This window comes from Cloacibacterium caeni (assembly GCF_907163125.1).
GTDB classification, from domain to species: Bacteria; Bacteroidota; Bacteroidia; order Flavobacteriales; family Weeksellaceae; genus Cloacibacterium; species Cloacibacterium caeni_B.
The window spans coordinates 1,294,419-1,309,588 of sequence record NZ_OU015319.1 but is presented as its reverse complement, the minus strand read 5'-3'; the positions used below and the strand labels follow the sequence as shown (position 1 = coordinate 1,309,588).

13 protein-coding genes and 1 tRNA gene are annotated in these 15,170 nt (G+C 32.8%); 6 read left to right on the top strand and 8 right to left on the bottom strand.

Features of this window, described 5'->3' with window-relative positions:
• Nucleotides 1-3: 3 nt before the first annotated feature.
• The 6 genes from KKQ79_RS06000 to KKQ79_RS05975 form a co-directional block, all read right to left on the bottom strand.
• Complete coding sequence (locus KKQ79_RS06000) at nt 4-2,481, bottom strand: ligase-associated DNA damage response DEXH box helicase (protein WP_213189361.1); 2,478 nt, start codon at nt 2,479-2,481, stop codon at nt 4-6.
• Between the two features lie 31 nt (nt 2,482-2,512).
• The gene (locus KKQ79_RS05995; protein WP_213189360.1) at nt 2,513-4,108 is read right to left on the bottom strand and encodes an ATP-dependent DNA ligase; all 1,596 of its coding nucleotides are present in this window, start codon (nt 4,106-4,108) and stop codon (nt 2,513-2,515) included.
• Between the two features lie 3 nt (nt 4,109-4,111).
• Nucleotides 4,112-5,149: a ligase-associated DNA damage response exonuclease gene (locus tag KKQ79_RS05990; protein WP_213189359.1), complete on the bottom strand. Its 1,038-nt coding sequence runs from the start codon at nt 5,147-5,149 to the stop codon at nt 4,112-4,114.
• Between the two features lie 63 nt (nt 5,150-5,212).
• Nucleotides 5,213-5,803, bottom strand: coding sequence for a YciE/YciF ferroxidase family protein (locus KKQ79_RS05985; RefSeq protein ID WP_213189358.1), 591 nt, complete (start codon nt 5,801-5,803; stop codon nt 5,213-5,215).
• 101 nt (nt 5,804-5,904) lie between these two features.
• Nucleotides 5,905-6,666, bottom strand: coding sequence for a peroxide stress protein YaaA (gene yaaA, locus KKQ79_RS05980; RefSeq protein ID WP_213189357.1), 762 nt, complete (start codon nt 6,664-6,666; stop codon nt 5,905-5,907).
• 277 nt (nt 6,667-6,943) lie between these two features.
• Nucleotides 6,944-7,555 carry an L-threonylcarbamoyladenylate synthase gene (locus tag KKQ79_RS05975; protein ID WP_213189356.1) on the bottom strand — a complete coding sequence of 204 codons (612 nt, stop codon included), beginning with the start codon at nt 7,553-7,555 and terminating at the stop codon, nt 6,944-6,946.
• Nucleotides 7,556-7,644: 89 nt separating this feature from the next.
• On the opposite strand from KKQ79_RS05975, the gene KKQ79_RS05970 reads away from it, so the two are divergent.
• From KKQ79_RS05970 to KKQ79_RS05950, 5 genes are all read left to right on the top strand, one after another.
• Nucleotides 7,645-7,717: transfer RNA gene (locus KKQ79_RS05970), tRNA-Met, on the top strand.
• A gap of 123 nt (nt 7,718-7,840) precedes the next feature.
• Nucleotides 7,841-9,253, top strand: a complete 1,413-nt coding sequence (locus tag KKQ79_RS05965; protein ID WP_213189355.1) for a CotH kinase family protein — start codon at nt 7,841-7,843, stop codon at nt 9,251-9,253.
• A 179-nt stretch (nt 9,254-9,432) separates the two neighbouring features.
• Nucleotides 9,433-9,792: a BlaI/MecI/CopY family transcriptional regulator gene (locus tag KKQ79_RS05960; protein ID WP_069798227.1), complete on the top strand. Its 360-nt coding sequence runs from the start codon at nt 9,433-9,435 to the stop codon at nt 9,790-9,792.
• An 85-nt stretch (nt 9,793-9,877) separates the two neighbouring features.
• Nucleotides 9,878-11,770: a M56 family metallopeptidase gene (locus KKQ79_RS05955; protein ID WP_213189354.1), complete on the top strand. Its 1,893-nt coding sequence runs from the start codon at nt 9,878-9,880 to the stop codon at nt 11,768-11,770.
• A gap of 59 nt (nt 11,771-11,829) precedes the next feature.
• Nucleotides 11,830-12,690: a GLPGLI family protein gene (locus tag KKQ79_RS05950; RefSeq protein WP_213189353.1), complete on the top strand. Its 861-nt coding sequence runs from the start codon at nt 11,830-11,832 to the stop codon at nt 12,688-12,690.
• Between the two features lie 147 nt (nt 12,691-12,837).
• On the opposite strand, the gene fsa is transcribed toward KKQ79_RS05950, so the two are convergent.
• Nucleotides 12,838-13,491, bottom strand: coding sequence for a fructose-6-phosphate aldolase (gene fsa / locus KKQ79_RS05945; RefSeq protein WP_069798232.1), 654 nt, complete (start codon nt 13,489-13,491; stop codon nt 12,838-12,840).
• 260 nt (nt 13,492-13,751) lie between these two features.
• Here fsa and pepE point away from each other — a divergent pair, with 260 nt between their 5' ends.
• Entirely contained in the window at nt 13,752-14,444 is a 693-nt protein-coding gene (gene pepE / locus KKQ79_RS05940) for a dipeptidase PepE (protein WP_213189352.1), read from the top strand.
• A gap of 274 nt (nt 14,445-14,718) precedes the next feature.
• On the opposite strand, the gene KKQ79_RS05935 is transcribed toward pepE, so the two are convergent.
• Complete coding sequence (locus KKQ79_RS05935; RefSeq protein ID WP_213189351.1) at nt 14,719-15,129, bottom strand: acyl-CoA thioesterase; 411 nt, start codon at nt 15,127-15,129, stop codon at nt 14,719-14,721.
• Between the last annotated feature and the right edge of the window lie 41 nt (nt 15,130-15,170).

Genomic DNA, 15,170 nt, shown 5'->3' with positions numbered 1-15,170 from the left:
AAATTATCGAGAAAAGCGATTTCTTTTTTTAGGAATTCCAGCGGTTTTCATTCTTTCTATTCTAGTCAATAAATCTTCACTAGAAAGCGATTGACGAAGGCTGTCAACTTTTATGGGGAAACTCAGTGGAGTAAATTGGGTTGTTTTCTTGAATACAATTTTAGAAGCCGAAATTCTCTCAAAAGCTTCTCTTAACCGTACTTCTTCTAACTGGTTGTTAAAAACTTCGGTGTAAGCTTGTCTCAAAAGCAAATTATCTGGTTCGTAATCTTCCAATACCTTAAAAATAAGGTTTGACGAAGATTGAATGCTTTTAAATTTCTTTTTATTGCCGTAATAATTTTGTAAAACCAAGCCAGAAATCACCGAAATATCTCGAAATTTTCTTTTGGCCATTTCCGCAGCATTGATACTTGCCATCACATCTTGAATGAGGTTTTCTTTGCTCAATATTTGTTGCAAATGCTTTTCTTCTAAAGGAATCGGTTGGTCGCTACTCAGTTCAAAACCGTAATCATTCATCGCCATGGTAAATGAAATCTGGAAAATTTTAGAAATTCTGTATGCTACCAAAGCAGACATCACTTCGTGAACCAATCTTCCTTCAAATGGATACATAAAAAGATGATTTCCGTATTTGTTTTCGATGAGTTCTACCAAAAATTCATCAGATTTCGGAATGTGCGAAACGCCTTCTTGGTCTAGAAGCAACGGTTGTAGAAATTTTAGTTCTTTTTCTCTAGGATTTGGTGAAAGTGAATCATTTAATTTTTCTCGTAAAAAATGAGACAAATAGGAAGTCATGGGCAATCTTCCACCTGCGTAACTTGCTGCAATTCCGCGTTTTTTTGAGCTTAATTTTACCTGAACTTCCTGTTCTTTAATATTCACAATTTCTAAAACTCTTCCTGCTAAAATAAAAGCATCTCCTTTGTTCAAACGGGAAATAAAAAACTCTTCAATCATCCCAATGTAACCACCTCCGAAAAATTTCACTTTCATCATCACATCGCTTACAATCGCGCCCAAATTCATCCGATGAAGCATCGCAATTCTTCTGCTTTTGACTTTATAAATTCCGTCTTCTATGACTACTTTTTGGAATTCTTCATAACTTTTCAGTGATTTTCCACCAATGGTGATGAACTGCAAAATCCATTTCCATTCATCATCTGTCATTTCTCGAAAACAAAAGGTTTCTTTGACTTGTTTTTTGATTTCTTCTTCTCTAAAACCTTCACCAACTGCCAAAGTCACGAGAAATTGCACCAAAACATCAAAAGCTAAAACAACTGTTTCTCTTTTCTCGATTTGATTCTGTTTATGCGCTTCTTTCAACGCTGCCACTTCTATCAATTCCAAAGAATGGGTAGGAACGAAATAAATTTTAGAAGTTTCAAAAGGAGAATGTCCGCTTCTTCCCGCTCTTTGTAAAAATCTTGCAACTCCTTTACTAGAACCGATTTGAATCACGGTATCCACAGGTTTGAAATCTACGCCCAAATCCAAAGAAGAGGTAGAAACTACCGCTTTCAAATAACCCGAAGCTAAATTATCTTCAATCCAATTTCTGAGTTCAAAATCTATTGAACTGTGATGAATCGCGATTTGACCAGCTAAATCTGGATTGACTGCCAATAAATTTTGATACCAATTTTCTGCTTGATTTCTGGTGTTGGTAAAAATGAGAGTAGTCTTGCTTTGGTCGATAATCGGAAGAATTTTTTCTGTCATTTTGCTTCCCATGTGTCCAGCCCAAGGCAAAAGTTCTAATTCATCTGGCAAAACGGAAAGGATTTCTATTTTCTTTTTTTCTTTTGCGAGGACTATTTTTTTTGAAGTTTCATAAGGAACTAAAACATCTAAAGCTTCTTCTAAATTTCCGATCGTAGCAGTTAATCCCCAAATTTTCAAATTTTTAGAAATGCTTCGTAAATGCGAAAGTGCCAATTCTACCATGACGCCTCGTTTTGTTGAGAGCAATTCGTGCCATTCATCTACAGCGACACATTGTAAATTTTCAAAAAATTTGGTTTTAGATTTTTGAGCGAGAAGCAAATGCAAACTTTCTGGAGTTACCACCAAAATTTCAGGCATGTTTTTGGTCTGTTTTTGCTTTTCTGATGCAGAAATGTCGCCGTTTCTTACTCCAACTGTCCAATCCAATCCGATTTCGTCAATGGCAGTTTGCATCGCTTTTGCAATGTCTTTAGAAAGCGAACGAAGTGGAGTTACCCAAAGCAGTTGTAATTTGGACAAGTCTCGACTTGTCCTTACTTTTTCTGGATGATTGAGGAAATTATGGATAACAGCTAAAAATACCGAGAATGTTTTTCCAAAACCAGTAGGAGCCACTACCAATCCTGAGAAATTTTGAGCATACAAATCCCAAGTTTCCTCTTGAAAAGAAAACGGTTTTTGACCTTTTTCGTTCATCCAATTTTGGATGATTTGGTAACATTGGGTTTTATTAATTTTCATTGAATTGATTTGGACAAGTCTCGACTTGTCCCTACATAATTAAACTTTTTACGGTTTCTATAGTGTCTATTTCTTCTACGGTTTTGTCTTTTCGCCATCTTAAAATTCTTGGAAAACGCACTGCAACACCAGATTTATGTCGACTGCTATAACCAATTCCTTCAAAAGCAATTTCGAAAACCAATTCGGGTTTCACGGTTCTCACTGGTCCGAATTTTTCTAAAGAATTATTGCGGATAAATTTATTGATTTCCATAATTTCTTTATCCGTTAAACCAGAATATGCTTTGGCAATAGTAACGAGTTTTTCGCCGTCTTTTATAGCAAAAGTATAGTCTGTGTAATAAGCGCTCCTTCTTCCAGAGCCTTTTTGTGCATAAATGAGAACCGCATCAATCGTGAGTGGAGCAACTTTCCATTTCCACCAATCGCCTTTTTTTCTTCCCTCATGATAAATGGAATTTTTACTTTTCAGCATTAATCCTTCTGAGTTGATTTCTCTAGATTTTTCACGAAATTCATGAAGTTCTTCCCAATTATTAAAATCGATAATTTCTGACAATCTGAGATTTGAAATTTGAGATTTGAAATTTTCAGCATTTTGAATGAGATTTTCTAATTTCTGTCTTCTAATTTCTAACTTTTCATTCCGTAAATCTTCAAAATCAAGTTCTAATAAATCATAAACGTACAAACCAACGGGAATTTCTTCCATCATTTTTTTAGAAACATTTTTTCGATTCAGACGTTTTTGTAAGTCATTAAAATTGAGAACTTGACCTTCTTTAATGGCTAAAATTTCTCCATCTAAAACGAAGTTTCCAGAAATTTTTTTGATGTTTTCTACGAGTTCAGGAAATTGTTCTGTTACCAATTCTTCGCCACGACTCCAGATGAAAATTTCTTCATTTCTTTTGATGATTTGTCCACGAATTCCATCCCATTTGTATTCTATTTGCCAATCTTTTGCTTCTCCTAACTTTTCTAGTTCGTTTTCTAATGGATATGCCAAGCAAAAAGGGTAGAGTTTTGATGCGTCTGTATTGATGTTTTCGCCATTAATCAATTCGGAAAATTGAGTTTCTTTTACTTTCCATTTTCCGATAATGGCATGCATTAAAGCGTTTTCATCAATTCCTGAATATTTGGAAAGTGCGTTCACCAACAATTTATGAGAAACGCCAATTCTGAAACTTCCGCCAATTAATTTGTTGAAAATTAATCGTTCTTGAGTATCAAGGTTTTTCCAGGCATTTGTGACGAATTCTTTTTTTTCTTCATCGGTTTTATCATGTAACGCGATGATTTCTTTCATCCAAACGGAAAGTGATTGATCAATAGAATTTTCAGAAGGTGGCAATAAAAGTGCGATGGTTTCTCCTAAATCGCCTACAGAAGCGTAACTTTCTAAAAATAGCCATTCTGGAATTTCAGAAATTTCCATTGCCCAAAGTTTTAGAAAATTGGTTTTTACAGGTCTTTTTGGTCGTTTTCCTGTGAAAAGTGCAATCAGCCACAATTTGTCTTCTTCTGTTGCGGTAGAAAAGTAATGGACCAACGCCGAAATTTTGTCGTTGGTCTTATTAGATGTTTCTAACGTAGAAAATAATTGTGAAAATTGCTTCATGGTTTAGAATTCTGAATTAGAATTTTCTTCTTGACTTCCAGGTTCTATATTATCGTCTCCTTGTTCTTCTTCGCCAAATTTGGTTTTCACCACTTCGGCAGAAATTCCGATTTCATTTAAATATTTTGAGAAGATCTCAGTAGAACCATGCGTTACGTATACTTTTTCGGCTTCTGTAGATTTTACCGTTTGTAATAATCCGTTCCAATCTGCGTGGTCCGAAATGGCAAAACCTGCATCTGCAGATTTCCAGCGTCTTCTTCCTCTCACTTGCATCCAACCAGAACAAATTGCGGTGGCAGCATTTGGAATTTTTTTAATCATATTCGTTCCCAATAAAGCTGGTGGAACGATGATGATTTGATTTTCTAGTGCTTTTTTATCATCAATTTCTAAAAGTTGAGTTTTTGGTAAAATCAATCCAGTAGAAGTAATAGCCTCATTCAATCGATGAATCGGGGAATGTACATGAATGTTTGCGATTCCTTCTAAAGCTTTCATTAAACGTTGTGCTTTGCCTAGAGAATATCCAAAAAACACAGATGTTTTGTTCATTTTTTGGTTTTCTATCACCCAATTTTGAATTTCTTGATTGATTTTTTCTACCGATTTCCACTGATAAATTGGCAATCCAAAAGTAGATTCAGTAACGAATTCATTGCATCTTAAAACTTCAAAAGGTGTAGAAATTCCATCATCTTGAATTTTATAATCTCCTGAAATTACCGTCACAAAACCTTTATATTCTAAACGGACTTGTGCAGAACCAACAATATGACCAGCAGGATGAAAACTTAATTTTACACCGTTGATTTCTAGTGTTTCATCGTAAGCTAAGCTTTGAACCGAAATGTCTTCTGAAATTCTAGATTTTAGGATAGGTTTAGTCTCGTGAGTACAAAGATATTCTTGCATTCCCCATCTTGCATGATCTGCGTGAGCATGCGTTATTACGGCTTTCTTTACAGGAAACCAAGGGTCTATGTAGAAATCTCCTTTCTTACAATAAATGCCTTCTCTGCGAAATTCTATCAGTTTCACGATTTTTAAAGTTAAAAAAAAACCGATATTAAATCGGTTTTTTATGTGAAGTAAAAGTATAAATTATTTTGCTTTAGTATTCAGATTGGTGTCTGCAATTTGAGTTAAATGTTCGTCACATTTTTTCTCTTCTTCTAAAGTGGCTAATAATAATTTTAAACTTTGTTTGTATCCTAATACTTTTGCAAAAGCTGCGAGTGTACCATAAGAAGCAATTTCGTAATGTTCCATTTTTTGAGCAGCTGCAATGATTCCTGCATCTCGTACTGCACCCATTTCTGTTTCTTCCATTATGCCTTTTCCTTCTTCTAATAAGCCTTTCATGGCATCGCAAACAGCAGCTTGTGGTTTTTTTCCTAATTCTTTGAAACAGTCTTCAATTCTTTTAATTTGATTTTCTGTTTCTTTCATGTGGTCTTCTAAAGACTTTTTGAGTTCTGGAGAACTTGCATTTTTATGCATTTTCGGCATGTTTTTTAGGAGGTTTTTTTCTGCCCAATACAAGTCTTTTAGTCCATCTTCAAATAAATCTGCTAAATCTTTTGCAGCGTCTTTTTTAGCAGGAACTTTTTCTGCTTTTACTGTTTTTACTGCAGTAGTTTTAGGAGTTGAAGTTTTAGTTGTCGTCTTTTTTGTTTTTGTAAGAGTTGCCATACTTATCTTTTTTTTAATTAATAATTTGTGATTGTGATATGGCAAATTTCTATCTTTTCAAAAGACTTTTTCTTATATTTTATTTGAAAATCATTATAAAATTACCTTACAAAAACCAATTTTTGGTCTGTTGATAATTCTTCGTTAATCAAATAATTTTCATAGTTGAATGCTTTTACGTCATTCAATGTTTTGGCGTTGGTTTCAGCGCAAAATCTAGCGACTAAACCTCTCGCATGTTTGGTGTAAACTACGATGGTTTTTAGTTTTCCGGTCGGTTGAGTTTGGTAAAATTCAAAATCTACAACAGGATTATTGAGTTTTTTTCTGTTGATGACTTTCCCGTATTCATTGCTTGCTAGATTGAGCAATAATTCATTTTTTTTGAGTTCAGTATTGATTTGTTCTGTGATTTTGTCACTCCAAAATTCATATAGATTTTTATAATGCTCAAATTCGAAATTTCTTCCCATTTCTAAACGGTAAAGCATTACTTTGTCTGATGGTTTTAGCAATCCATATAAACCAGAAAGTATTCTGTGATTTTTTTGAAGATAATCCACAGCGTCTTTGCTTAACGTTTTCGCATCAAGACCTCTGTAAACTTCTCCTGTAAAAGCAAAAAGGGCAGGAGCAGATTCTTTGGCAGTTGGTTTGGGTTTCCAAACTTGGTTTCTGTGCCAGTTTTCATCTGCTAATTTTGCTGAAATTTCCATTAATTCTGATAAATATTGTGGACTTTTTTCTTTGAGATAAGAATGTATTAAAGTCGCTTCTTCTATGAATTTTGGAGTGGTAGATTTCAAAAATTCTGTAGAATTTTCTACATTCATCAGTTTTGCTGGAGAAGTAATGATTTTCATGAAAATTTTAAATTAAAATTTTAAATTTTAGATTTCGAATGTTCAAAAATAAGACAAATTTTGATTTTTGCCGACTATAACTGTCATAGACGAAAACTGCGCCCCGACTGAAGCGGAACTCTTTTTAAAATTTTTTGATTTTCCGAACTTTTTATATTGAACGAACGGAAAATTTTAAAAAAGTGGGAGCGGAAGGCGGAAACCTAACGAAGTGGTTCGACGACTTTAGGAGTCAAATTGGCGCCCAAAGTCTTCGACTTCGCTCAGACTGACACTTTTACAGAATTCCTTTTCCTTCTCTCAGGATTTCTGGTTCGCCGCTGGTTAAATCTACGATGGTAGAAGCTACGTTATCTCCATAGCCAGAATCGATGACAATGTCTACCAAATGGTCATATTTCTCTGCAATGAGTTCTGGATCGGTAGAATATTCAATGACTTCGTCATCATCTTTAATGGAAGTAGAAGCGATTGGATGACCTAATTTCTCCACAATTAACTGCGGAATAGAATGGTCTGGAACTCTAATTCCGACGGTTTTTTTGCCTTTGTAAGCCAATGGTAAATTTTTATTGGCTTCTAAAATAAAGGTGAAAGGTCCTGGAATTTTAGATTTTAAAAGTCTGAAAGTAGACGTTTCGATAGGACGAGTAAATTCTGAAAGATGGCTGAGATTGTTACAAATAATAGAAAATTGCGCTTTGTCTAGTGTAGTATTTTTAAGACGAGCAAGTTTTTCCATAGCTTTTACATTGTAAATATCGCAACCCAACGCATAAACTGTGTCTGAAGGATAAATAATCAATCCACCATCTTGCAGCGTTTTAATCACCTCGTTCATGTAATTTTCTTGAGGATTGTCTGGATATATTTTCAGGATTTTTGCCATACTCAAAGATACAAAAAATGAATTAATAAAAAATATTTTTCAGAAATTTTGGAGATTTAAAAAATTGTTATATATTTGCACCACAATAACGCGAGATGGAGCAGTAGGTAGCTCGTCGGGCTCATAACCCGAAGGTCACAGGTTCGAGTCCTGTTCTCGCTACTAAGTTAAAAGAGGATTACGAAAGTAATTCTCTTTTTTTTTTGAAATAAGCTATTATAAATCATAGAATTTTGGTAATTTTTTATAAGATAATTGATGTAGTTTTGTTTCAAATTTCTAATCATGAAAAAGTTTTTTCTGTTCAGTATTCTTTTACTTTTAGTAACTTGTAGAAATCAAGAAGAAAACAATCCTGTCACTCCAGATCCTCCGTTGTTTCAACAAGCATATCAACCGCCTTATTTTCAAACAAATTCTCAAAAATTTATTTATGATATTGATGCATTGCCAGAAATTACGGTAGAAGTTTCTCTTGCAGAATGGAATAAATTTTTGAATTATTACGACCAAAATCCCAATAATGAAGAATATGTAGCTGGAAAATTCACTTGGGTGAAAAACGGAACTACAGAAATTTTAGATAATATAGGATTAAGATTGAAAGGAAATACCAGCAGAAGAAGACCGGAAGGAAATCCCGGAGAAACACATAATGCGACCAATCCAGATTGGCATCATGCAAGTTTTACTGTGAGTTTCAAGAAATATAATAAAACTCAACTCTTTCATAATTCAGAAAAAGTAGTGTTGAAATGGTTTAAAGATGATGCCATGTATGCCAGAGAAGTCTATTCTTATGATTTATTTGAGAAATTTGGAGTTTGGACTGCGCCACAATCCAGTTATTGTAAACTTACCATTAAAGTGACTGGAGATAACAAAGCCGCTTATTTTGGAGTTTATCAGTTGCAAGAACCTGTTGACGATGTTTATTTAGCCAATAGAAGTACGTTTTTTTCTACGACTGGAAATTTATGGAAAGCAAATTGGGGAGCGAGTTTTAAAGATGCTTCCACTTCGAATATGGGAATAGAAGATGTGACTTTAACTTATACCAATACGCCAACTTACGATTACAAAGGCAGTAAATCTAATTTGGAGACAGCCAAAACACAATTAGCAGATTTCATCACGAATGTCAATTCCAAAAATGGAGATGATTTTAAAACTTATATTTCACAAAAAATGGATGTCAATCTGTTTTTGAAAACTTACGCCGTAAATGTAATGGTAGGAATGTGGGACGATTATTGGAATAATTCTAATAATTTTTATTTCTATTTTGATGCGGCAGGAAAATTTTATTTCATTCCTTATGATTATGACAATACTTTGGGAACATCTCTTCTGATGACAGATTCTGGTATTCAGAATCCTTTGACTTGGGGAAAAAGTGACCAAAATCCTTTGGTTTCAAAAGTTTTATCTATTCCTGAATACAAAACTCAATATGTAAAATACCTCAATGATTTGATTGATAAAAAATACGATTTATTTTATATTGATTACAGTCAACAAAGAATTCAGAAGTGGCAAAATATGATTGCAGCGCACGTTTCTAATGATACTGGCGAAGATATGACCATTACAGATGTTCCTGCATCTTGGGGAAATTGTGGTTTCTACAGATTAAGAGGCAATAGTTCTACCGATAATTACTTCGTGAGAAAGGCTGCAAGTATACCTAAAAATTAATTTATTCTATTGTATTTCAGTCTGTTGTAAAAATTTAACAATATTTTAACTAATTTTTTAGTGATAAAAGAAAATCTTTTCTAAATTTGTATCACTAAATAATTAGTTATGATTTCTTTTTTGTTAAATTTGATTTTAGAAATAGTAAATTTCTTTTTATCAATAATGATGTAATGATTATGACAGCAAAAACACTTACAAAAGCAGAAGAACAAGTAATGCAATATCTTTGGGAGCTAGAAAAAGGTTTCTTAAAAGATATATTAGAGCTTTTTCCAGAACCGAAACCTCATACCAATACTGTTTCTACCATTTTAAAAATTTTGATGGAAAAAGAGTTTGTAGGGCATAATGTTCACGGAAGACAACACGAATATTTCCCGCTTATTTCTAAAGAAACCTACAGCGGAAAATCCATAAAAAGTTTGGTGAAGAACTATTTTGAAGGTTCTTACAGAAACGCTGTTTCATTTTTGGTAGAAAAAAATGAGATGAGTGTAGAAGATTTAGAGATGCTTCTAAAAGAACTGAAAAAGTAGGAAGTATGAAGTCAGAAGACGGAAGTCGGAAGATGACTTTCAAACCATTTCAAACCAATTCAAACCATTTCAAACAAAATAAATTATGGAAACAATATTCCTGTATTTCGGAAAGATGATTTTAGTTTCGGCAGTGATGTCGGCGTATTATCTTTTGTTTCTTCGCGACAAAACTTTTCACCATTATAACAGATTTTACCTTCTGGGAACGATGGTTTTAAGTCTTTTGTTGCCGCTTTTAAAAGTAGAATATTTTACTATAGAAACTGATAGTAGAATTTTATTATTGCTGAATCAATTCAACCAAAATTCTTCTCAAGAAGTTGGAAATTCTTTCAATTTTTGGAATTTTGGAGCTTTGATTTTAGGAATAGTTTCCTTTTTTCTTTTGGCTAAATTAACTTTAGGATTGGTGAAAATTCATCAACTCAAAAAAGAATTTCCGAAGGAAAGCATAGAAGGAATTACCTTTTATAACACCAATTTGCATGATGCTCCGTTTTCGTTTTTTAGAAATTTGTTTTGGAAAAAATCGATTCTGATCAACTCAGATTTAGGAAAACAAATCCTGAAACACGAAATGGTACACATAGAACAAAAACACAGTTTTGATAAACTGTTTGTCCAAATTATTCAATCTCTGTTTTGGTTTAATCCAATTTTTTACTTCATCAAAAAAGAAATCACCCTTATTCATGAATATTTGGCAGACAAAAAAGCTGTGAAAAACGCGGACACTAGAGCATTTGCGCAGATGCTTTTGGCGAGTAATTTCTCCGGAAATGTATTGCCTGCAACCAGTCCGTTTTTATCATCAAACCTTAAAAAACGACTAAAAATGCTTACACAGAAAAATACAAAATACAGTTATGCGCGTAGAATTTTGGCTTTGCCAATTCTTTTCGGGGTTTCCTTTGCGCTATTGGTTAATGCTAAAAATATAGAAATCAAAAAGCAAAATAAAGCCATAGAAATTGCGGTTCAGGAACTTAAAAAAGATACCGTTAAAGAAAAAGATGTGCAAAAACTGTTAGAAGCTCAACAAGCGAAAATTAATAAAGCTTCTGAAAAAATTAAAAAAGAGAACGAAAAAATAGCTACACTTAGCGAACAAACTCGTAAAAAATCTGAAGAGTTACAGAAAATTGCAAAAGAAAAAGGTGCAGATAGTTATGATTATGAATTGAAAGCCAAAGAATTAGAAAATCTTGGAAACGAAATTGATAGAATTGCTAATTCTGATGGATATAAAGATGAAATATCTTTTTTGATGGAAATGAAAAACGGTTTAGATCAAATTGAAGGATTTAAACTAAATAATTTAGAATTTAATAAAGAATTAGATAATGGTTTAAAATATAAAATTTTTGTTGATAATACTAGTAATAATTTTTCTTCAATAAAAGAATTAGAGAAAAAGCTCAATTCTAAAGAATTTAATAATGGAATAGTAAAAATAAAAAAAGTTGAATTTCATAAAAAAAATGATGGAAAAGTTCAGTCATTTCCACCGATGAATATTGAGAATTTCAACTGGACTGATAAATCTAAACTTTCTAAAGCAGAACAGAAAAAACTAGAAAAACTTTCAAAAGAAAGAAGAGATTTAGCACAAAAACAAGCAGAACTGGCTAGAAAACAAGCTGAAATTGCCAAACAACAGGCAGAAATTTCTAGAAAATATACTCAAAATAATCCTTGGATAATTACTGTAGATGCTAATGTCCCAAAAGATGGAGTAGTAAGTGTTTCCGCAGATAAAATAAAGTATAATTTAGCCACTAAAAATAGTGAAGTTGAAGGATTGAAATCAATGAAAGTTATCTCGGATAAATCGATTAAATATTATATCAATGGTAAACTTTCTACCAAAGAAGAAATGGATAAATTAAACCCTAATGATATTGCTACGGTAAACGTAAATAAAAACGTGAATAATGGCAAAGAAGAAGGCGAAATAAGAATCCAAACCAAATAAAAAAACTTAAAATCCTTCAAGTTTAAAAATCTTGAAGGATTTTTTAAATTAATACACCTATGAAAAAATTACTTTTTACTTTTTTATTGATTTCAGCATTCTTTTCGGCGCAGAATAGATTTATCTATGATTATAAATTTGTGACGGATTCTACCAACAATGCGGATGTGAAATCAGAACTTATGTATCTTGATATTTCGGAGAAAGGCTCTAAGTTTTACAGTAGAGAAGTTTATGTTTCGGATTCTATCATGACGGCTGCTTTTGAGAAGCAAATAAAAGCAACGGGAAGCATGAATGTAGATATGAAAGCCATGTCTATGAGAAAAGGAAGTGTACGCTATAAAATTCATAAGAATTATCCTTCTTTCGAAACGTATTCATTAACCAGAAGCGGAATGGATGCTTATAAAGTTTGGGACAAAAGAAAAATTCAATGGAAAATTCTTCCAGAAAAACAAAAAATAGGAGAGTTCGAGGCTCAAAAAGCGGTTACAGAATTTGCAGGAAGAAAATGGACGGCTTGGTTCACCGAGGAATTGCCTTTTCAAGACGGACCATATAAATTTAGAGGATTACCAGGATTGATTGTGAAGCTGGAAGATGCTACTCAATCTCACGTTTTTGAGCTAAAAGCAGTAGGGAAATATAAGGAGGAAATTCAAAAAGTTTCTGAATTTGTTGGCAATGATAAATATATAGAAGTTAATCAAGAACAGTACAAAAAAATATTTCTAGAAGACCGAAATGATCCAGCAAAATCTATGAAAATGGCGATGGCAAATGTAGCCGTTCTTCAGTTTAGAGACCAAAGCGGAAACGAAATTTCTGCATCGGAAATGATTAAAAGAAGGGAACAACAAGTCAAAGAAAATAATAAGCGAGACAATAATCTTTTAGAGTTAGACTTGCTTCAATAAAAAATAAAAAATCCTGAAAATCTAAATTTTCAGGATTTTTATTTGTAGAAAACTCAAAATTTATTAGCCTCAATCCTAAAGGAAGTAAATTTTGAATTTTTTATCATCCATCTTCCAACATCTAACATCCAGCATCCAGCATCTTTATTACATCATCTTTTTAGAGTCTGCAATAAATTGAGCTAAACCATTATCAGTTAAAGGGTGTTTTAGTAAAGATAAAATCGGAGCAAGAGGTGTAGTTACTACATCTGCACCAATCTTAGCACAGTTGATAATGTGCATAGAATGACGGATAGAAGCTGCTAGAATTTCAGTTTTGTAATCGTAGTTATCAAAAATAATTCTAATTTCTTCTATTAATGCTAATCCGTCTGTAGAAACATCATCTAATCTTCCTAAGAAAGGAGAAACGTAAGTAGCACCAGCTTTTGCAGCAAGAAGCGCTTGTCCAGCAGAAAAAATTAAAGTACAGTTGGTTTTAATTCCTTTATCTGTAAAATATTTTAATGCTTTAATTCCGTCTTTAATCATAGGAATTTTTACCACGATGTTTGGGTGAATTGCAGCCAATTCTTCTCCTTCTTTAATCATTTCTTCGTAAGTAGTACTTAGAACTTCCGCAGAAATATCACCATCTACGATTTCGCAAATCGTTTTGTAATGATTTTTAATCGCTTCAGCTCCAGAAATGCCTTCTTTCGCCATTAAACTTGGATTGGTCGTAACACCGTCTAGAATTCCTAAATCTTGTGCCTCTCTAATTTGGTCTAGATTAGCTGTATCAATAAAAAATTTCATGTTAAAATTATTTTTTGCAAAGATAAGGATTTAAGAGCCAAGTAAAAAGCGAAACGGAGTGAAATTGTAAAGTCGTGAAGTCGTTAATCTGTAAAATCGTGAAATCGTTTAATTGTGAATTGGTGTAAAATTAAGATTATTAACTTGACTCAGCGTGGAGAGCAATTTACCTTTTTTGAAAGGATATTTTCAGTAAAATATTATATTTTTGCATTTTTATAACTACTTTACAAATTAACGACTTTACAACTTCACAAAAAATGAACGTTTTATTAGCTTCTACCTCTTCACTTTTTGGTGGGAAATATTTAGAATATATCAAAGAAGAAATTGCCGAATTATTCAGCGGAATAGTCGAAATTATCTTTATTCCTTTTGCAAGACCAAGCGGAATTTCACATGAAGAATACACGCAAATTGCAAGAGATTTTTTTGAACAAATCAATATAAAAGTAAAAGGATTACATGAATTCGAGGATAAAATTGCAGCGGTAAACGAAGCAAAAGGCTTTTTTACTGGCGGTGGAAATACTTTTCTCCTCGTGAAAACCTTACACGAAGAAAATCTAATGTCTGTTTTAGCAGAAAATGTAAAATCTGGAAATCCGTATTTAGGAACTTCTGCAGGAAGCAATATCGCAGGCCTTAACATGAAAACTACGAACGATATGCCAATTGTATATCCGCCAAGTTTTGATTGTATGGGATTGGTTCCGTTTAATATCAATCCGCATTATTTAGACCCAAATCCAAATTTGAAACATAATGGAGAAACCAGAGAAACCAGAATTAAAGAATTCCTTACCCAAAATGAGGTAAAAGTAGTAGGTTTAAGAGAAGGAAACTGGATTAGAGTTCTTGGTGATAAAATTACAACAGAAGGAACACAACTGACTAGAATTTTTGAAAAAGGAAAAGAACCATATGAATTGGAGAGTGGGAGTGAGTTGTAGAGTTGGAGAGTTGTAGAATGGGAGAGGAAACGAGTGTTTTTTTAATGGATAGATTTGTAGATTTTTAAAATTATTTATTCCGTAGGAATGTAATGTGTGTAGAATTTGCTAATTAATAAAAAAGCGTTCCGTAGGAACGCAATGTTATGAGATTAATTTAAACAAAAAATTAATTCATCTAAATCAAATTTTAGTCATCATTTTTGGTGAATTTTATTTTTGATTTTTTTGGATGATTTTTGTCATCTCACTTTTTTATTTTTGTTCTTTTTACTTATTCCTTCCAATTTTTTTGGATGAGTTCCATCAAGAAATCAGGACATCTAGACACTTTGTTGGTTGTAGCGTCTAAGAAAAAAAGAGTAGTAGATGCTTCTGTGATTTTTTGTTTAGAATCATTATAAATTTCATATTCAAATTCTATTTTCACTCCTGGAATTTTTCTTACATAAGTGTGAATTTCTAAAATTTCGTCATAAAAAGCAGGTTTTAAATACTTGATTTTATACTCAGAAACAGGCAGCCAAATCCCGCGTTTTTCGATTTCATCGTATGAAATTCCAATGCTTCTAAACAGCTCAACTCTAGCAACTTCTAGGTATTCTGCATAGTTGCCATAGTAGACATATTTCATAGGATCTGTTTCTCCGTAACGTACTCGTAATGTGTGAGTTGTGTGTATCATTTTAACTTTTCTTTAATACATACAAATATATTTTTAAAAAA

What these genes read in the sequence shown, in the direction of transcription:
- pepE (WP_213189352.1), top strand. Translation starts at nt 13,752, where the DNA reads ATGAACGTTTTATTAGCTTCTACCTCTTCACTTTTTGGTGGGAAATAT.
- KKQ79_RS05950 (WP_213189353.1), top strand. Translation starts at nt 11,830, where the DNA reads ATGAAAAAATTACTTTTTACTTTTTTATTGATTTCAGCATTCTTTTCG.
- KKQ79_RS05965 (WP_213189355.1), top strand. Translation starts at nt 7,841, where the DNA reads ATGAAAAAGTTTTTTCTGTTCAGTATTCTTTTACTTTTAGTAACTTGT.
- KKQ79_RS05960 (WP_069798227.1), top strand. Translation starts at nt 9,433, where the DNA reads ATGACAGCAAAAACACTTACAAAAGCAGAAGAACAAGTAATGCAATAT.
- fsa (WP_069798232.1), bottom strand. Translation starts at nt 13,491, where the DNA reads ATGAAATTTTTTATTGATACAGCTAATCTAGACCAAATTAGAGAGGCA.
- KKQ79_RS06000 (WP_213189361.1), bottom strand. Translation starts at nt 2,481, where the DNA reads ATGAAAATTAATAAAACCCAATGTTACCAAATCATCCAAAATTGGATG.
- KKQ79_RS05955 (WP_213189354.1), top strand. Translation starts at nt 9,878, where the DNA reads ATGGAAACAATATTCCTGTATTTCGGAAAGATGATTTTAGTTTCGGCA.
- KKQ79_RS05995 (WP_213189360.1), bottom strand. Translation starts at nt 4,108, where the DNA reads ATGAAGCAATTTTCACAATTATTTTCTACGTTAGAAACATCTAATAAG.
- yaaA (WP_213189357.1), bottom strand. Translation starts at nt 6,666, where the DNA reads ATGAAAATCATTACTTCTCCAGCAAAACTGATGAATGTAGAAAATTCT.
- KKQ79_RS05985 (WP_213189358.1), bottom strand. Translation starts at nt 5,803, where the DNA reads ATGGCAACTCTTACAAAAACAAAAAAGACGACAACTAAAACTTCAACT.
- KKQ79_RS05935 (WP_213189351.1), bottom strand. Translation starts at nt 15,129, where the DNA reads ATGATACACACAACTCACACATTACGAGTACGTTACGGAGAAACAGAT.
- KKQ79_RS05975 (WP_213189356.1), bottom strand. Translation starts at nt 7,555, where the DNA reads ATGGCAAAAATCCTGAAAATATATCCAGACAATCCTCAAGAAAATTAC.